A 17,237-nucleotide genomic window follows, 5' to 3' on the forward strand; every position below is an offset into this window, starting at 1 on the left:
TTCACTATTTACCGAGTCTAGTAGAAAGGCTCTCAGCGGGGCTGTATGTCAATTTTATTGCCGTGCCGCACTTGTTCTGGCGGCGGCACTCAGCTAGCGATTCGACTTCTCGTGGCATCGAGGGAGCAATTTAACGGTTTCAACATAAGAACAGTTCTTCGTATCCCGATTAGACCCTAAGGCTGATTGATCCGCGGTTTCCCTGACAGCACTTACCCTGCATCCCGCACCCCTTCTCCCCGCCCACCCAACCAAAATCGCCACATTGCAGCGCACAAAAATCTGCTAGGAAAAAACGAATCGTTTTCTGCTGTTGCTCTTGAGAGCTCCAGCTCGACACGCCCGAGGATGCATCTTGTTCGTTTTTTCGAAACTGGTCTGGATTTTTGGTCAGCCGCTGTCGCTGGCTTTTTTCTTCGGTGTATTGGGCCTGATCGGCAGCCTTGTTCGCAGGCGCTTTCTTGCGATCGTCTCGTCGCTGCTGTCGGTCCTGATCCTGTTCGTCGCGCTTTATACGACCGCCGGCGCCTATATCGTGCAGGGGCTGGAGGAGCGGTTTCCGCATCCGGCGGCTGATCCTGCCGATCTCAAATGTATGATCGTTCTCGGCGGTGCCACGCAGAATGAGGTGACGACGGCGCGGGGTGGGTATGAGCTCGATTCGGCTGGCGATCGTCTCATCGAGACGTTGCGGCTGGCGCAGAAGTTTCCGCAGGCACGTATCGTCGTCTCCGGCGGCGATGGTTCGATCAGTGGCAATTACGAGGGGGATGCGGTCATTTCTGAGCGCTTCTTTGTTGCGCTCGGCCTCTCGAAGGATCGGCTTGTCGAGGACACGACCTCGCGCACCACCTTTGAGAATGCGGTCAACACCAAGCAGCTCCTGGCGCAGAACGGTCTTTCCGGTTGCCTGTTGATCACATCAGGCTTCCACATGCCGCGCTCCATGGGCATTTTCCGCAAGCAAGGCATCGATGTTGTCCCCTGGCCGGTCGATTACCGCAGCACGGGCAAGGAAACGCTGGGCTTCGATTTCACCCAGCCGTCGCTGAATGCGCAGTTGCTGGCGACGGGCGTCCGCGAATGGATCGGTCTCGTCGGCTATTACGCCGCCGGCCGTACCTCGGCGCTGTATCCCGGCCCCTAACTACGTGGCCCAGCCCGTAACTACATGGCTGGCCCTTTCGGCCATAACACCTATTTTTTCGCGACGGTGACGAATTTCACGCCGCGGACGCGGACGGTGATTTCACAAGGGTCACCCTCGGTGCGGTCGCAGAAGTGCGGGTGCATTTTCATGACCAGCACCATGTTGCCGAAGCGCTGGATGAAATCGTAGCCATAGATCCGTGCGGTGGCGACGAGAATATAGCCGCCCTCGGCGACATGGATGTAGAAGTTGTACGGGCAGCCCTCGTCGGTGCAGTCGGGGCCCTTTTCTCCCTTGCAGGTAAGCTCGCCCTCGTTGACGACGATGTCGGTCAGCGTGTCGTTGTTGATGTCCCGTTCGGTGGCGAAACCGTCGCCGAAGCTCGCCTGGCCCTCGCAACGCTTGGTGAAGTGTTCCTTCTCGAAGGCCACCGGATCTTGCACCAGCGATTGCTGCGCTTGCGCCACGACGGGCATGATCACGAGCGCGATGAGATTCAGGATCACGATCAGCAGGGATTTCACCGGCATTTCCTCTTGAAGGCGCAGGATCGGCCGCAGGGTTGTGGCGACCGCTGCGCCATCTTTGCACCTGCCTGCTTGCGCGGCCCTTGCCGCCGTGATTCACTTCGTCGAAAATCGCGCCGGCACTCTCCTGGAGCCTCGAATGTCGCTTCTTTCGTTTCTCGACTATGCCGGCGTCGCCCTCTTTGCCGCGACCGGCGCGCTGTCGGCCTCGCGCAAGCAGCTCGATCTGATTGGTTTCCTGTTTCTCGCGGCGGTCACCGGGATCGGCGGCGGTACGCTCAGGGATATCATCCTCGGCCGCGTGCCGGTCTTCTGGGTGCTGAACCCCACCTATATCATCATCTGCGCCATAGCCGGCGTGCTCGTCTTCTTCACCGCGCATCTGTTCGAATCGCGCTACCGGCTGCTGATCTGGCTGGATGCGATCGGTCTGTCGGCCTATTGCGTCATGGGCGCGGCCAAGGGCATGGCGGCGACGGGCTCTCCAACGGTTGCCATCGTCACCGGCGCGCTGACGGCAACCTTTGGCGGCATCCTGCGCGATCTCCTAGCAAACGAGCCCTCGGTGCTGCTGCGGCCGGAAATCTATGTGACCGCCGCGCTCGTCGGCGCTGGCGTCTTCACCGCTGCCAACGCCACCACCATGCCGCTCTATGCCTCAGCGGCACTTGGCGTCACCGCAGCCTTTATCGTACGCGGCGGCGCACTCTGGTTCGGCTGGACCTTCCCGACTTACCATCATAAGCCCGGCCGGCATCCCGACGATGTGATGTGAAATGGGAGGCAGTAGGAATTAGCCAGTAGGCAGTAGCAAACGGCTGGATGACAGCTCTACTGCCGACTGCCTATCACTGCTTGCGGCGCAGGCGAATGACCACGTCGACATGGGCGATTTCCATGCCCCTCGGCGGTTCCGGCAGATTGCCGATCGTCAGATTGCTGATCGGAATATCCAGCACTTCGTTCTGGCCTTCGATGAAGAAGTGGTGGTGGTCGGACACGTTGGTGTCGAAATAGGTCTTGGTGCTTTCGACGGCGAGCACGCGGATCAGGCCGGCCTCGGTGAACTGATGCAACGTGTTGTAGACGGTGGCGAGCGAAACCGGCACGCCGGCGGTGACCGCCTCTTCGTGCAGTTCCTCGACGGTTAAGTGGCGGTCGCCCTTGGCGAAGAGAAGGTCGCCTAGTGCGACACGTTGTCGGGTCGGTCTCAGGCCTGCGCTGCGCAGCCTGGTTTCGATCGCGATTTCGGCCTCTTCCGCCATTCAGGGAACTCCGGATTCCTGATCTCTATAAATCTTTACTAAGCCATATAACTTTTGCCTGGATTGCTTTCAATAGTTTCGATGGGGTGGGAAGGCGGCCAAAAGCCGTAAAAAGAAGGTTCTTGGCGCATTTGCCTCTGGTAGCAACCCTGGCCTTCCTGTATGCGACCACCACATAACAGTGAAGTGTGTCCGATAGGGCGATGGAATGCGAGCGTCATGCTTGCGCTTCATTTTCTGTCGATCTTACACTAAAGCTTCACATCAATCGGCATTTGCGCGGGGGAAACGGAACTTTATGACGACGAGACAATCCAGCTTCAACTATGAGGAAATCCTGTCCTGCGGCCGCGGCGAACTGTTCGGCCCGGGCAATGCGCAGCTTCCCTTGCCGCCGATGCTGATGGTCCATCGCATTACAGATATTTCCGAAACCGGTGGCGCCTTCGACAAGGGCTACATTCGCGCCGAATACGACGTGCGTCCCGACGACTGGTACTTCCCCTGCCATTTTGCCGGCAATCCGATCATGCCGGGCTGCCTCGGCCTTGATGGCATGTGGCAGTTGACCGGCTTCTTCCTCGGCTGGCTCGGCGAGCCCGGCCGTGGCATGGCGCTGTCCACGGGCGAAGTGAAGTTCAAGGGCATGGTTCGTCCGGATACCAAGCTTCTCGAATACGGCATCGACTTCAAGCGCGTCATGCGCGGCCGCCTCGTCCTCGGCACCGCCGACGGCTGGCTGAAGGCCGATGGCGAGGTCATCTATCAGGCGACAGACCTGCGCGTAGGCCTGTCCAAGGACAAGACTGCCTGAGCTGCGGCACCGCCGCCCCACAAAGACAGAGCTTTTAGAAAAGGTCATCGACATGAGACGGGTAGTAGTTACGGGTCTGGGTATTGTCTCTTCGATTGGAAACGATGCGCAGGAAGTCACCGCCTCGCTGCGCGAAGCCAAGTCGGGCATTTCTTTCTCCTCCGATTTCGCCGAACACGGTTTCAAGTGCCAGGTCTGGGGCTCGCCGAAGATCGACACGACGGATCTGGTCGACCGCCGCGCCATGCGCTTCCTGTCGCAGGGCGGCGCGTGGAACCACGTCGCCATGAAGCAGGCGATTGCCGATAGCGGCCTCGAAGAGAGCGACATCAGCAATGAGCGCACCGGCATCATCATGGGCTCGGGTGGTCCGTCGACCCGTACGCTGATCGAAGCCGCCGATATCACCCGCAAGAACAACAGCCCGAAGCGCATCGGCCCCTTCGCCGTGCCGAAGTCGATGTCGTCGACGGCATCGGCGACGCTTGCCACCTGGTTCAAGATTCACGGCGTCAACTATTCTATTTCCTCGGCCTGCTCGACCTCGGCGCACTGCATCGGCAATGCCGCCGAGATGATCCAGTGGGGCAAGCAGGACGTCATGTTCGCCGGCGGCCACGAAGATCTCGACTGGACGATGTCGAACCTCTTCGACGCCATGGGCGCCATGTCCTCCGACTTCAACGAAAATCACCCGGAAACCGCTTCGCGCGCCTATGACGCCAAGCGCGATGGCTTCGTCATCGCCGGCGGCGCCGGCGTGCTGGTGCTGGAAGAGCTGGAACATGCCAAGGCGCGCGGCGCCAAGATCTACGCCGAAATCGTCGGCTACGGCGCCACTTCGGACGGCTACGACATGGTCGCGCCGTCGGGCGAGGGCGCTATGCGCTGCATGCGTCAGGCACTCGCGACCGTGAAGGGCGATATCGACTACATCAACACCCACGGCACCTCGACGCCTGTCGGCGACAGCAAGGAAATCGGCGCCATTCGCGAGGTATTCGGAGCCAAGATCCCGCCGATCCAGTCGACCAAGTCGCTGACGGGCCATTCGCTCGGCGCAGCCGGCGTGCAGGAATCGATCTACTCGATCCTGATGATGCAGGAGCGCTTCATCGGCGAAAGCGCTCATATCACCGAACTCGACCCGGAATTCGAAGGTGTGCCGATCGTGCGCAAGCGCATCGACAATGCCAAGATCGACACGGCTCTTTCCAATTCCTTCGGCTTCGGCGGCACCAACGCGACGCTCGTATTCCAGCGCTATAACGGATAAGGCAATGACGGGAATCATGCAGGGTAAGCGCGGCCTCATCATGGGCGTCGCAAACAATCATTCGATTGCCTGGGGTATTTCAAAGGCGCTTGCTGCCGAAGGCGCGGAACTGGCTTTCACATTCCAGGGCGAGGCGCTCGGCAAGCGCGTCAAGCCGCTTGCTGCCGAAGTTGGCTCCGATTTCCTTCTGCCTTGCGATGTCGAAGATATCGCTTCAGTCGATTCCGTCTTCGACCAGATCAAGGAACGCTGGGGCAGGCTGGACTTCATCGTCCATGCCATCGGCTTTTCCGATAAGGCCGAGCTAAAGGGTCTCTACGCCAACACCACGCGCGATAATTTCACTCGCACCATGGTGATCTCCTGCTTCTCCTTCACCGAGATCGCCAAGCGCGCCGCCGAGCTGATGGTCGAAGGCGGCAGCATGCTGACGCTGACCTATAACGGCTCGACGCGCGTCATCCCGAACTACAACGTCATGGGCGTCGCCAAGGCGGCCCTGGAAGCCTCCGTGCGTTATCTCGCCGCCGATTACGGCCCGCGCGGCATCCGCGTCAACGCCATCTCCGCCGGCCCGATCCGAACGCTCGCCGGCGCCGGCATTTCCGACGCCCGCGCCATTCTCTCGTGGAACCAGCGCAACGCGCCGCTGCGCAAGTCGGTCACCATAGACAATGTCGGCTCGTCGTCGCTCTATCTCTTGTCCGATCTATCGGCTGGCGTCACCGGTGAAATTCATTTTGTCGATGCCGGCTACAACATCACCTCGATGCCGACGCTGGAAACGCTGTCGAGCGCGGACGCCGAGTAAATTTCCGACATCCGGATACCGAGGCCGTCGCCTCGACTGTGCAAATCTGCAATATATTGGGGCCGCTGCGAGCGGCCCTAGTTTTTTGGAGGCCCGCGTGTCGCATCAGATTTGTATCTTCTGCCGCACGTCGGAACTGACCATCCTCACCGAAAATTCGGCTAACTTCGCGATCAGAGACAAATTCCCGGTTAGGCCGCTGCACACACTGATCATTCCCAAGCGCCATGTGACCGATATTTTTGCGACCGATGCGCAAGAGCGTGAAGCCATCCACGAACTTGCCATGCAGTGCCGAGAGGCAATCGGCACAGAGGACGCATCCGTCAGCGGATTCAATTTCGGCTCGAATATTGGCCGTGCAGCCGGTCAGAAAATCTTTCACGCACATGTCCACCTGATCCCGCGCCGTCTGGGTGAGGTGGAGCTGCCGGCAGCGCGACTGGACTGAGCGGCTGTGCTGCCGCAAACATTGTGAATGCTGATGACACCCTCGGTTTCGACAGGTTCGCCTTTCACCGGATTTTCGCGCGGTTGGATGCGAAGAACATCGGATCCATCGGCGTCGTCGAACGGCTTGGTCTGCGGCGCGAGGCGCATCTGATCGAAAACGATCGCTTCAACGGCATCTGGGGCGACGAATATGTCTATGCCGTGCTGAGCCGCGAATGGGCCTCCAAGGCGCCGAATCGGGCGCGTTAATCTTCATTCGATAAGATTTTACGAAAATTTTAGGTTAATTCTATCTTGCCGGGGATGGCCCGTTACGACCGGCCGGAATTCCGATACAAGGCAGGCATTCAACAGTATTTCCTGCATGTCCATCGGCATTCATTGACCATTTACGGGAACCCCAGCCGTGAACACCATAACTGTTGCCAATCCCAAGCCGTTCGATCCATTGGATGAGACGGCGTCGCTCGACGCTGCTGCCACCACAAGGGCATTAGGCCCGGATGTATTGCGCGCGCTCGCCATCCTGCTCGTCATGCTCGTGCATCTTCCGGCGGAGGCGACTCCATTGCCGCTGGCCGGAATCAGGCCCTATGGCTGGATCGGTGTCGACATATTCTTTGTGCTGAGCGGCTATCTCATCGGAACCCAACTGATGGCGGAAGCCGCGCGCAGCAACGCCGTCGACTTCAAGGCCTTTTACCTGCGCCGGGCATTCCGCATATTGCCGGCCTTTCTGCTGGTGCTTGCCTTCTATACGTTCATTCCCTCCCTGCGTGACGCGCCGACGATGCAATCGGCCTGGCGGTTCCTGACCTTCACGGCCAATTTCGGGCTCGATCCGCGCTTCGGCGCCACATTCACCGAAGCTTGGTCGCTAAGCGTCGAGGAACATTTCTATCTCGTCCTGCCGGTTCTCGTCGTCTTGCTGAAGCGGCGCGCTACAGTGGTCTTCATCGCCTTTCTGGTTGCGACAATCGTCATGGCCGGCATGGGCCTGAGATTTGCCCTCTGGCAGAACCAAGTCAGCCCTGCTGCGGAAATGCACGCCTACAGGGCAGCGCTCGCAGTCTATCTGAGGGACGTTTATTATCCGACTTACAATCGACTGGACGGGTTGACCTTCGGCGTCGTTCTCGCCGCGATCCGGCTGTTCAAGCCATTGTTATGGGAAAGATACATGCCGCCATATCTCGCGCTCGGCATCGGCGGCATGTTCGTGACAGCGGCGCTCGTGGTCTTCTCGGTCCGCGGGCCTTTTGCGGAAACCAATTTGCCGCTTGTGTTTCAGCCTCTTCCAGGGGCGGTGGTCGGCTTTCCGCTTTTCTCGGCGGGCGTGGCGTTCATTCTCGGTGCGCTGCTGGACCTGCAGCCCAGGATCGGGCGCTGGCATCTTCCAGCGATATCAGGTATCGCGACGCTCTCCTACAGCCTCTATCTGACCCACAAGGGCGTCTACCATCTCGACCAGATGGTGTTCGGTAAGGACAATCTTCAGGGGCTTTCCGGCTTCGTCATCTATCTCGCCACCTGCTTCATCGTGGCGGCAACGCTGTGGTTTCTCGTCGAAAGAAACTTCCTGATCCTGCGGGATCACCTGATGCCTCGCTCGAACCGAACCAGCTAAATCCCACGCATTAAAAAGGCGGCCAATCGGCCGCCTTCAGCGCTTATTTCTTTGCCCACAGCGCCCTGAAGCGCGCGTTGCGGCAGGTCTCGCCATGCTCGCGGAAATTTTCCGCCAGCACCGGTTCATAGGGGAGGCCGCGATTGGCGACCAGCATCAGGCGGCCGCCGCCGCGCAGTGCCGAGGATGCCGCCTTGATCATTGCCTGGCCGAGCGAAGGCTCGGCGGCATGGCCCTCGTGAAATGGCGGGTTCATGATCACCAGATCGTATTTGTCCTTGACCGGCTCGCTTGCCAGATCGTGCCAGAAGAAGCGCTGGGCGACCTTCGGGCAATTTTCAAGGAGATTGGCGCGGGCGGCCTCCAATGCGTTGTAGTGGGCCTCGTAGAGGTCAAGGCGCGCGATCCGCGGCGATTTGGTCGCCAGTTCCACGGAAAGATAGCCCCAGCCGGCGCCGAAATCGGCGGCGTCGCCGGAAAAATCGGTCGGCAGGCGCGATGCCAGCAGTTCCGAGCCAGCGTCGATGCGATCATGCGAGAACATGCCGGCAGCAGTGGTGAACCGGCCGTCGATGCGCGTAGCAGGCTTCGCCAGTTGCGCTGCCGGAGCGCTTGTGTCGGCCGGACGCGTAAACCAGAAGGCCACGCCGTGGTATTTCGGCATGTGCTCGACATCCAGGCCAAAACCTTCGATGCGCTTGCGTAGCGGCTGAATGCCGTCTTCCTTGCCGCCGGCGACGACGATCAGCCCGCCCGCCTTCACGCGCTTCAGCGCCTCGGCAATATGGGCTTCGTTTTCGCCCTTGTGCTTGGTGCTGAGCACCAGCGCGCCGTCATAATCCCTATCTTCGATTTCCGGCGTCACATTGACACGCTGCGCCTGCAGTTGGCGATAGAAGGGACGGAAACCCTGGACGGCGGAAAGCTCGGCGGCAAAATCGCCTGGCAGCGCAAAGCCCGCCTCGGCGCCAAGAAACAGGATCTGCTTGCCCTCGCCAGGCGCGGCAACAGTGCCGGAAGCAAAAGGATGGAACAGGGTCTTCAGGGCATCGCGGCTCATGGGCGTGATCTCGTCATGGAAATGGGTTTCGTCTGTCGGATATGCGCGGCATTTTCTACTTCGCGCCTGCCTCTCACCCTAGCCCTTTCCCGGGTTGGAACGGGGAGAGGGTTAGGGTGAGGGGCCGGGCACTTAGTTTCTACAAAAATGGTCGGCACCGATAATATAAAAAGGGCGCGGAAAAGATCCCGCGCCCCGAAACGTGCGTGAAGGCGCAGCTTATTCGGCCGCGTCGTCCTTCTTCTTTTCGGCAGCGATTTCCTGGCCGGTTGCCTGATCGACAACCTTCATGGACAGGCGAACCTTGCCGCGCTCGTCGAAGCCGAGGAGCTTGACCCAGACCTTGTCGCCTTCCTTGACGACGTCGGTCGTCTTGGCAACGCGCTCGGAGGCGAGCTGCGAGATGTGGACGAGGCCGTCGCGGGCGCCGAAGAAGTTGACGAAAGCGCCGAAATCAGCGGTCTTAACGACCGTGCCTTCGTAGATCTGACCGACTTCCGGCTCGGCAACGATCGAGTGGATCCACTTGCGGGCCGCTTCGATTTCCTTGCCGGAGGACGAGGCGATCTTGACGGTGCCGTCGTCTTCGATGTTGATCTTGGCGCCGGTCTTTTCGACGATTTCGCGGATGACCTTGCCGCCGGAGCCGATGACTTCTCGGATCTTGTCGACCGGGATGTTCATGACTTCGATGCGCGGTGCGAATTCGCCGAGCTGGCCGCGGCTTTCGGTGATTGCCTTGGACATTTCGCCGAGGATGTGGGCACGACCGCCCTGTGCCTGGCCGAGCGCAACCTTCATGATCTCTTCGGTGATGCCGGCGATCTTGATGTCCATCTGCAGCGAGGTGATGCCGTCGGCGGTGCCGGCGACCTTGAAGTCCATGTCGCCGAGGTGGTCTTCGTCACCGAGAATGTCGGAGAGAACGGCGAAGCGATCGCCTTCCAGGATCAGACCCATGGCGATGCCGGCAACCGGCTTGGCCAGCGGAACGCCGGCGTCCATCAGAGCGAGCGAGGTGCCGCAAACCGTTGCCATTGAGGACGAGCCATTCGACTCGGTGATCTCGGAAACGACGCGCAGCGTGTAGGGGAACTGTTCCGCCGTCGGCAGCATCGGGCGGATAGCGCGCCATGCGAGCTTGCCGTGACCGATTTCGCGACGACCCGGGGAACCCATGCGGCCGGTTTCGCCAACGGAGTAGGGAGGGAAGTTGTAATGGAGCAGGAAGCGCTCCTTGTACATGCCCGTCAGGCTGTCGACATACTGTTCGTCTTCGCCGGTGCCGAGCGTGGCGACGACGATTGCCTGCGTTTCACCGCGGGTAAACAGCGCCGAACCATGCGTGCGCGGCAGAAGGCCGACTTCCGAAACGATCGGGCGAACGGTCGACAGGTCGCGGCCGTCGATGCGGCTCGAGGTGTCGAGGATGTTCCAGCGAACGATCTTCGCCTGCAGGTGCTTGAAGATGGCGCCGACTTCTTCGGCCGTGTACTTGGCTTCGCCTTCCTCGGGAAGGAAGTGGGCCTTGACCTTCGCCTTGACGGCGTCGACGGCAGCGTAGCGATCGGCCTTTTGGGTGATCTTGTACGCGGTACGCAGTTCGGCTTCAGCGAGGCCGAGCATCTCGGTTTCGAGTGCGGAATAATCTTCCGGCGAGAAATCGCGCGGTTCCTTGGCGGCAACTTCGGCGAGCTTGATGATCGCGTCGATTACCGGCTGGAAGCCGCGATGACCGAACATGACAGCGCCGAGCATGACGTCTTCCGGCAGTTCCTTGGCTTCGGACTCGACCATCAGAACGGCTTCTTGCGTGCCGGCGACGACGAGGTCGAGGCTCGATTCCTCCATCTCGTCGAGATGCGGGTTGAGCACGTATTCGCCGTTGATGTAGCCGACGCGGGCGCCACCGATCGGGCCCATGAACGGAACGCCGGAGAGCGTCAGCGCTGCCGAGGTGGCGACCATCGACAGGATATCCGGATTGTTTTCGAGGTCATGCTGGATGACGGTGACGACAACCTGCGTGTCGTTCTTGTAGCCTTCCGGGAAAAGCGGGCGGATCGGACGGTCGATCAGGCGGGAAACGAGGGTTTCGTTTTCGCTCGGGCGTCCTTCGCGCTTGAAATAGCCGCCGGGGATCTTGCCGGCTGCATAGGTCTTTTCCTGGTAGTTGACGGTGAGCGGGAAGAAATCCTGGCCCGGCTTCGGCGACTTGGCGGAAACGACGGTGGCGAGAACAACGGTTTCGCCGTAGGTCGCGATGACGGCGCCATCGGCCTGGCGGGCGATCTTGCCGGTCTCGAGCTTCAGCGGGCGGCCGGCCCACTCGATTTCGACGGTATGGATATCGAACATATCTTGTCCTTGCGTAGTGCGGGAAAAGGCGCCGTCGTCCGTATCGGCAAGGCGCATCTTCAACCGCACGAAATGTGACGCATCACGGGCAAGACAACGAGAGGCTTTCAAAGGTCGGCCGAAGCATGAAGCTTCGGCTGAAAGCATCCGGCAATCCTGCCCCATGACAGGTCAACGGTTGGTGTTGGCAGAACCGGCCCATCCGGCCTGCCGGCTGTCTCACATCGCGCAAACGGAAAACGCGACGGAAACAAGTCTGATGGGTTTCAAACCCTTCATAAGCATCCGGCGGACGTTCACGCGAACGCCCGCCGGAAAATTACTAGCGACGGATACCGAGGCTGGAGATCAGCTTGGTATAACGGCCTTCGTCCTTCTTCTTGAGGTAGTCAAGAAGCGAGCGCCGGCTGGAAACCATCGTCAGGAGGCCACGGCGGGAGTGATTGTCCTTCTTGTGGTCCTTGAAGTGGTCGGTGAGGTTGTTGATGCGCTCGGTCAGGATCGCAACCTGGACTTCCGGAGAACCGGTGTCGCCTTCGGCAGTAGCGTATTCCTTGATCAGCGCAGCCTTGCGCTCAGCAGTAATCGACATCGGATGGTCCTTTCTATGAGAGGAAATAATGTCGCCAAACGCCGGGATGTCGTCCAGCATTGGCCGCGAATGCAATCGGGCAGGCCCGATGCTGGCGCTGCCTATAAACCAAATGAGCGCCAATGGAAAGAGGGTTCTCCCCTGGGCGGTTTTCAGCGCCCCGCCATCGCATCGCGGATCATCGCATCGTAACCCTCGGGATCTTGCAGCATGGCGAAATGGCTAGCGTCCTTCAGGATAACGAGCTTTGCGCCGGGAATGTCCTTCGCCATCATCTGTGTGTGGTCGAGCTTGATCGCCTCGTCATGGTCGCCGATGGCAAGCGTGACAGGCACCGTTATCTTTCCAAGGTCGGCTGCCGTCCATGCCGGTTGCGTCTCCCACATCTGCGAGATCTGATCGACGAAAGCCTTGTATTCATTCGGTGTTGGCGACAGCTTCCTGTAATAGTCGCCGGCGACATTGATGTAGTCGTTGAAGGTTTTGTTGTTCAGGACGTCAGGTTTCAGGCCGTCGGTCGTCACATTTGCCGCCTGGGCGATCACACGCGTCAGTTTGTCGGGGTATTTCATCGCCATGTCGATGCCGATGATGCCGCCATCCGACCATCCGACCAGCGTCACCTTGCCAATCTTCAAATAGTCCAGCAGCGCGGCGTAGTCCGAGGTCATCAGATCGTAGCCGAAGGGCTGCTGGCTGCGCGTTGAGCGGCCATGCCCGCGGCTGTCGGCAACGACGACCAGATGATCTCTCGCGAAATCGGCAACCTGACGGCCCCAGACGTCGGCATTTCCGAGTCCGCCATGGATGAAGAGGATCGGGTCGCCTGCACCATATTCGGCATAATACATCTTGATGTCGTTGACATCGGCCATGCCGCTCGTCTTCGGCTGCGGCATCGGCGGAAAAGCCGGCAGCCCGGCCCAGCGCTCGCCGGAATGCGCGCTCACTACTGTGAGGAACAACGAAAGGACTGCCAGTATTCCGATGGTAATTCTGCGCATGTTCTCTCCCTTGAGGGCCGTCATGGCCCGTCGGGAGCATATCGCATCGCCATTACCCGCAATAGCTGTATTTTCCGGCTGGCCGAAACTCAGCCGAAGACGCGCTTCGGCCGAAATTCGCCCTGGCCGATTTCGCCGATGGCGATCAGCTTGCCGCGCGCCGTGGCATAGGCCTCGCTCTCGGCGACCGGCGCATCGCGCCCACGCACGAGAATGGGATTGCCCATCTTCAGGCGATGCGCCTGGTCGTCGTTGATGACGAGATGCGGCAGTGCTGACAGTGCTTCCGCCGTATCGATCAACAGAGCGTCGAGGGCGGCGAGCCGTTCGTCCGCATCCTCGATAGCCTCAAGTGCGACGAGATCGGCGAGCGGCACCATCGCCTCCTCGGCGAAGGGTGCCACGAAGCTGCGGCGCAGGCCGGAAATATGGCCGTAGCAACCGAGATCGCGGCCGAAATCGCGGGCAAGCGCCCGGACATAGGTGCCCTTGCCGCACTCCACTTCGAAATGCGCCGTATTGGCATCGGGGCAGGCGAGCAGCGTCAGGCGGAAAATTTCCACCTCGCGCGACGGAATTTCAACCGTTTCGCCATCGCGGGCCAGATCATAGGCGCGCTCGCCAGCGATCTTGATCGCGGAAAACTGCGGCGGGATCTGCTGGATGACGCCCGTATATTTCGGCAGCAGCGCGCGAATATCCTCTTCGCTCGGACGTTTGTCCGAAGTCTCGGTTGCTTCGCCTTCGAGGTCGTCCGTGGTGCGTTCTTCGCCCCAGGTGACGGTGAATTCATAGATCTTCCGGCCGTCCATGACATAGGGAACGGTCTTGGTGGCGTCGCCAAGGGCGATCGGCAGCATGCCGGAGGCAAGCGGATCGAGCGTGCCGGCATGGCCCGCCTTTTGCGCCTTGAACAGCCATTTGATCTTGGAAACGGCCTCTGTCGAGCCGAAGTCTACCGGCTTGTCGAGGATCAGCCAGCCCGAGATCGGACGGCCTTTGGGCTTGCGTGGTTTGGACATTCTCTGTCTCTGTTATCGATCTTCGTCGGTGTCGGTATTGCCGTCTTCGAGGTCGCGTTGGACCTCCGGCGAGCGCAGCAGCGCGTCGATCTTCTGGTAGTTGTCGAAGCTGGTATCGTCGCGGAAACGGACTTCAGGCATGTATTTCATCTGCCGAAGCTGCGGCCCGAGACGGCCACGGATGAATTTCGCATGGCGATTGAGCGTTTCGATGACGATCTGATGATCGGCGACGCCGAGCGGTGTCACATAGGCGGTGGCGATCTTCAGATCCGGCGACATGCGCACTTCGGAAATGGAGATCACGGTGCGCTCGATCAGGTCGTCGCGCACTTCGCCGCGCTGCAGAACCTGAGTGATCGCGGCGCGCACCTGCTCGCCGACGCGAAGCATGCGCTGCGAGGGCGCGGAAGAAGTTGGTCTTGTTGCCATTTGTCTTGGTCCCAAAAGGTTCGGGCGCCGGACTGGATGTTCCGGCGCCCGTCCCAATATTTCAATCTATCCTGCCTTACAGCGTACGGGTGATGTGCTCGACGCGGAAGCACTCGATCGTGTCGCCGGCGCGAATGTCTTCGTAGTTCTCGAAGGCCATACCGCATTCCTGGCCGACATTGACTTCGGAGACTTCGTCCTTGAAGCGCTTGAGCGTCTTGAGCTTGCCTTCGTGGATGACGACGTTGTCGCGTACCAGACGAACACCGACGCCGCGCTCGACCTTGCCTTCGGTGACGCGGCAACCCGCGACCTTGCCGACCTTCGTGATGTTGAACACCTCGAGGATTTCGGCGTTGCCGAGGAAGGTCTCGCGACGTTCCGGAGACAGCAGGCCCGACATCGCCGCCTTCACGTCATCGACGAGATCGTAGATGATGTTGTAGTAGCGGATTTCGATGCCTTCGCGCTCGGCGAACTGACGTGCCTGAGCGTTGGCGCGGACGTTGAAGCCGATGATGGCCGCATTGGAGGCTTCGGCCAGCGACACGTCGGACTCGGTGATGCCGCCTGCGCCCGAATGGACGATGCGGGCACGAACTTCGTCGGTGCCGAGCTTGTCGAGCGCGCCGGCAATGGCTTCGATCGAGCCCTGCACGTCGCCCTTGATCACCAGCGGGAATTCCTTCACGCCGACGCTCTGTAGCTGGGTCATCATCTGTTCAAGCGAACCGCGCTGGCCGGACTGACGGGCAGCGGCCTTGTCGCGGGCCAGACGCTGACGATATTCGGAAATCTCGCGAGCGCGGCTTTCGCTTTCGACGACAGCGAACTTGTCGCCCGCCGCCGGCGTGCCCGACAGACCGAGAACCTCGACCGGCGTCGCCGGCGTCGCTTCCTTCACATGCTCGCCCTTGTCGTTGATCAGTGCGCGCACACGGCCCCACTGGTCGCCGGCAACGACGATCTGACCCGGACGCAACGTGCCCTTCTGAACGAGGACGGTGGCAACGGAGCCACGGCCACGATCGAGCTGGGCTTCGATGACGGTGCCTTCTGCCGTGCGGTTCGGATTGGCCTTGAGATCAAGGATTTCCGACTGCAACAGGATGGCTTCGAGCAGCTTGTCGAGGTTGGTGCGGTTCTTCGCGGAAACTTCCACGTCGAGCACTTCACCGCCCATGGATTCGACGAAGACCTCGTACTGCAGCAGTTCCGTGCGGACCTTCTGCGGATTGGCTTCATGCTTGTCGATCTTGTTGATCGCAACGATGATCGGAACACCGGCCGCCTTGGCGTGGTTGATCGATTCGATCGTCTGCGGCATCACGCTGTCGTCAGCCGCAACCACCAGGATGGCGATGTCGGTCGCTTGAGCGCCGCGGGCACGCATTGCCGTGAAGGCGGCGTGACCGGGAGTGTCGATGAAGGTGATCTTCTGACCGTTCTGCTCGACCTGATAGGCGCCGATATGCTGGGTGATGCCACCGGCTTCGCCGGCCACCACGTTGGCGTGGCGGATGGCGTCGAGCAACGAGGTCTTGCCGTGGTCGACGTGACCCATGATGGTGACGACGGGCGGACGGGAAATCATTTCGCCGTCTTCGTCGACAACGTTGAAGATGCCTTGTTCGATATCCGATTCCGAAACGCGCTTGACGGTATGGCCGAATTCGCCGGCGATGAGCTCGGCCAGATCGGCGTCGATGACGTCGCCCGGCTTCATCATCTGGCCTTCCTTCATCAGGAACTTGATGACGTCGACGGCGCGTTCGGACATGCGCTGGGACAGTTCCTGAATGGTGATGGTTTCGGGCAGCACGACTTCGCGCGAAATCTTCTCGCGCGTTTCCTGCATCTGGCTGCGGCGGAACTTTTCCTGACGGCGGCGCATGGCCGAAAGCGAACGGCCGCGGGCGCTGCCGTCTTCGTCGACGTCGGCCGTCGTCACTGTCAGCTTGCCGCGGCGGCGTTCCTCGTCCGTCTTCGGACGCGTGGTGACCGGCTTTGCCGGTTCGGGGCGGACGACCTTGCCGCGAGCAGGGCCACCACGCGGCGGGCCGCGATCGTCGTCTTCTTGGTTGAGCCGGCGGCGGTTGGCGGGCGCTTCCGCGGCGGGAGCGCCGGGGCGTGCAGCCTGGGGAGCCGCATCCGGGCGACGGGCAACGACGGGCGCTGCGGCCGGCTGAACCGTGGGCTTCGGTGCTTCCACCTTGGCTTCGACCGGTGCGGGCGCCTCGACCTTGGCTTCTGCGGCGCGGGCAGCCTCTTCGGCGGCGCGGTGGGCAGCTTCGGCCTGTTCAGCGATGCGGCGTGCTTCTTCTTCCTGCTGGCGGCGAGCCTCTTCCTCGGCGCGGCGGACCGCATCGGCGGCATCGCGTGCCTGGGCTTCGGCAAGTGCGCGGCGTCGCGCATCCATTTCGCCGGCCGACAGATGGTTGAGAACCACCGGTCGCGACGAGCGGTCTTGCTGCAGACGCTGCTGGTTGTTCTGGTTGGATTGCTGCGGCCGCTGCTGCTGGCCACCCGGCTGATGAATGCGCGGAGCCGGCTGCGGCGGGCGCGGCGGCTGCGGTGTCGGTTCCGCGACGCGCGTTACGGATGCCGTCGCGGCAGCCGTCGTTGTCGTCGGGGTGATCATCGGCTTTTCGTCTTCGGGGCGTAGCGGGCGGCGCTTACGAGTTTCGACCACGACCGCCTTGGTGCGACCGCGGCCTATGTCCTGGCGCACAGTGCCCTGGTTCACGCCTGAGGGCTTCAGGGTGAGGGTCTTCTTACCCGAAACACTCAGCGTCTTGTCGTCTTTACTATCGGTCATTCCGTTCCCGTTCCTTCGGACAGGGTAC

General features: G+C 60.8%; 16 protein-coding genes and 1 pseudogene. 8 read left to right on the forward strand and 9 right to left on the reverse strand.

Annotation, left to right across the window (positions count from 1 at the left end; translation table 11 throughout):
- The first annotated feature begins 355 nt into the window (after nt 1-355).
- Nucleotides 356-1,147 carry a YdcF family protein gene (locus C9E91_RS00555; protein WP_107106443.1) on the forward strand — a complete coding sequence of 264 codons (792 nt, stop codon included), beginning with the start codon at nt 356-358 and terminating at the stop codon, nt 1,145-1,147.
- 50 nt (nt 1,148-1,197) lie between these two features.
- Here the strand turns inward: C9E91_RS00555 and C9E91_RS00560 are convergent, their stop codons facing one another.
- Nucleotides 1,198-1,674: a hypothetical protein gene (locus tag C9E91_RS00560; RefSeq protein ID WP_107106444.1), complete on the reverse strand. Its 477-nt coding sequence runs from the start codon at nt 1,672-1,674 to the stop codon at nt 1,198-1,200.
- Nucleotides 1,675-1,816: 142 nt separating this feature from the next.
- Here C9E91_RS00560 and C9E91_RS00565 point away from each other — a divergent pair, with 142 nt between their 5' ends.
- Nucleotides 1,817-2,452, forward strand: coding sequence for a trimeric intracellular cation channel family protein (locus C9E91_RS00565; protein WP_107106445.1), 636 nt, complete (start codon nt 1,817-1,819; stop codon nt 2,450-2,452).
- Between the two features lie 73 nt (nt 2,453-2,525).
- On the opposite strand, the gene irrA is transcribed toward C9E91_RS00565, so the two are convergent.
- The gene (gene irrA / locus C9E91_RS00570) at nt 2,526-2,942 is read right to left on the reverse strand and encodes an iron response transcriptional regulator IrrA (RefSeq protein WP_107106446.1); all 417 of its coding nucleotides are present in this window, start codon (nt 2,940-2,942) and stop codon (nt 2,526-2,528) included.
- 298 nt (nt 2,943-3,240) lie between these two features.
- Between irrA and fabA the strand changes: the two genes are divergently transcribed.
- From fabA to C9E91_RS00600, 6 genes and pseudogenes are all read left to right on the forward strand, one after another.
- Nucleotides 3,241-3,756 carry a 3-hydroxyacyl-[acyl-carrier-protein] dehydratase FabA gene (fabA, locus tag C9E91_RS00575; RefSeq protein ID WP_107106447.1) on the forward strand — a complete coding sequence of 172 codons (516 nt, stop codon included), beginning with the start codon at nt 3,241-3,243 and terminating at the stop codon, nt 3,754-3,756.
- Between the two features lie 52 nt (nt 3,757-3,808).
- Nucleotides 3,809-5,032, forward strand: a complete 1,224-nt coding sequence (gene fabB, locus C9E91_RS00580; RefSeq protein WP_107106448.1) for a beta-ketoacyl-ACP synthase I — start codon at nt 3,809-3,811, stop codon at nt 5,030-5,032.
- Nucleotides 5,033-5,036: 4 nt separating this feature from the next.
- Complete coding sequence (gene fabI, locus C9E91_RS00585; RefSeq protein ID WP_107106449.1) at nt 5,037-5,843, forward strand: enoyl-ACP reductase FabI; 807 nt, start codon at nt 5,037-5,039, stop codon at nt 5,841-5,843.
- 97 nt (nt 5,844-5,940) lie between these two features.
- The gene (locus C9E91_RS00590; RefSeq protein WP_107106450.1) at nt 5,941-6,294 is read left to right on the forward strand and encodes an HIT family protein; all 354 of its coding nucleotides are present in this window, start codon (nt 5,941-5,943) and stop codon (nt 6,292-6,294) included.
- A 29-nt stretch (nt 6,295-6,323) separates the two neighbouring features.
- Nucleotides 6,324-6,545: pseudogene (locus C9E91_RS00595) on the forward strand (GNAT family N-acetyltransferase); the annotation flags it as partial.
- Nucleotides 6,546-6,702: 157 nt separating this feature from the next.
- A complete protein-coding gene (locus C9E91_RS00600) occupies nt 6,703-7,923 on the forward strand; it encodes an acyltransferase family protein (RefSeq protein ID WP_107106451.1) in 1,221 nt (406 codons plus the stop codon).
- Nucleotides 7,924-7,966: 43 nt separating this feature from the next.
- Here the strand turns inward: C9E91_RS00600 and C9E91_RS00605 are convergent, their stop codons facing one another.
- From C9E91_RS00605 to infB, 7 genes are all read right to left on the reverse strand, one after another.
- Nucleotides 7,967-8,983: a class I SAM-dependent methyltransferase gene (locus tag C9E91_RS00605; RefSeq protein WP_107106452.1), complete on the reverse strand. Its 1,017-nt coding sequence runs from the start codon at nt 8,981-8,983 to the stop codon at nt 7,967-7,969.
- Nucleotides 8,984-9,202: 219 nt separating this feature from the next.
- The gene (gene pnp, locus C9E91_RS00610; protein WP_107106614.1) at nt 9,203-11,341 is read right to left on the reverse strand and encodes a polyribonucleotide nucleotidyltransferase; all 2,139 of its coding nucleotides are present in this window, start codon (nt 11,339-11,341) and stop codon (nt 9,203-9,205) included.
- 322 nt (nt 11,342-11,663) lie between these two features.
- The gene (gene rpsO / locus C9E91_RS00615; protein ID WP_028754662.1) at nt 11,664-11,933 is read right to left on the reverse strand and encodes a 30S ribosomal protein S15; all 270 of its coding nucleotides are present in this window, start codon (nt 11,931-11,933) and stop codon (nt 11,664-11,666) included.
- A 152-nt stretch (nt 11,934-12,085) separates the two neighbouring features.
- Nucleotides 12,086-12,937 (reverse strand): alpha/beta fold hydrolase, encoded by an 852-nt coding sequence (locus C9E91_RS00620; RefSeq protein WP_107106453.1) that lies wholly within the window; start codon nt 12,935-12,937, stop codon nt 12,086-12,088.
- 89 nt (nt 12,938-13,026) lie between these two features.
- On the reverse strand, nt 13,027-13,959 hold the full coding sequence (gene truB, locus C9E91_RS00625) for a tRNA pseudouridine(55) synthase TruB (RefSeq protein ID WP_107106454.1): 933 nt from the start codon (nt 13,957-13,959) through the stop codon (nt 13,027-13,029).
- A 12-nt stretch (nt 13,960-13,971) separates the two neighbouring features.
- Complete coding sequence (rbfA, locus tag C9E91_RS00630) at nt 13,972-14,391, reverse strand: 30S ribosome-binding factor RbfA (RefSeq protein ID WP_107106455.1); 420 nt, start codon at nt 14,389-14,391, stop codon at nt 13,972-13,974.
- A 76-nt stretch (nt 14,392-14,467) separates the two neighbouring features.
- Nucleotides 14,468-17,209, reverse strand: a complete 2,742-nt coding sequence (infB, locus tag C9E91_RS00635; protein WP_107106456.1) for a translation initiation factor IF-2 — start codon at nt 17,207-17,209, stop codon at nt 14,468-14,470.
- Nucleotides 17,210-17,237: the final 28 nt, after the last annotated feature.

This window comes from Rhizobium sp. SEMIA4064 (assembly GCF_003025035.1).
Taxonomy (GTDB): domain Bacteria; phylum Pseudomonadota; class Alphaproteobacteria; order Rhizobiales; family Rhizobiaceae; genus Rhizobium; species Rhizobium paranaense.

Coding starts and splice junctions, on each gene's coding strand:
- C9E91_RS00565 (WP_107106445.1), top strand. CDS start 1,817: ATGTCGCTTCTTTCGTTTCTCGACTATGCCGGCGTCGCCCTCTTTGCC.
- irrA (WP_107106446.1), bottom strand. CDS start 2,942: ATGGCGGAAGAGGCCGAAATCGCGATCGAAACCAGGCTGCGCAGCGCA.
- fabA (WP_107106447.1), top strand. CDS start 3,241: ATGACGACGAGACAATCCAGCTTCAACTATGAGGAAATCCTGTCCTGC.
- fabB (WP_107106448.1), top strand. CDS start 3,809: ATGAGACGGGTAGTAGTTACGGGTCTGGGTATTGTCTCTTCGATTGGA.
- fabI (WP_107106449.1), top strand. CDS start 5,037: ATGACGGGAATCATGCAGGGTAAGCGCGGCCTCATCATGGGCGTCGCA.
- C9E91_RS00605 (WP_107106452.1), bottom strand. CDS start 8,983: ATGAGCCGCGATGCCCTGAAGACCCTGTTCCATCCTTTTGCTTCCGGC.
- pnp (WP_107106614.1), bottom strand. CDS start 11,341: ATGTTCGATATCCATACCGTCGAAATCGAGTGGGCCGGCCGCCCGCTG.
- rpsO (WP_028754662.1), bottom strand. CDS start 11,933: ATGTCGATTACTGCTGAGCGCAAGGCTGCGCTGATCAAGGAATACGCT.
- C9E91_RS00620 (WP_107106453.1), bottom strand. CDS start 12,937: ATGCGCAGAATTACCATCGGAATACTGGCAGTCCTTTCGTTGTTCCTC.
- truB (WP_107106454.1), bottom strand. CDS start 13,959: ATGTCCAAACCACGCAAGCCCAAAGGCCGTCCGATCTCGGGCTGGCTG.
- rbfA (WP_107106455.1), bottom strand. CDS start 14,391: ATGGCAACAAGACCAACTTCTTCCGCGCCCTCGCAGCGCATGCTTCGC.
- infB (WP_107106456.1), bottom strand. CDS start 17,209: ATGACCGATAGTAAAGACGACAAGACGCTGAGTGTTTCGGGTAAGAAG.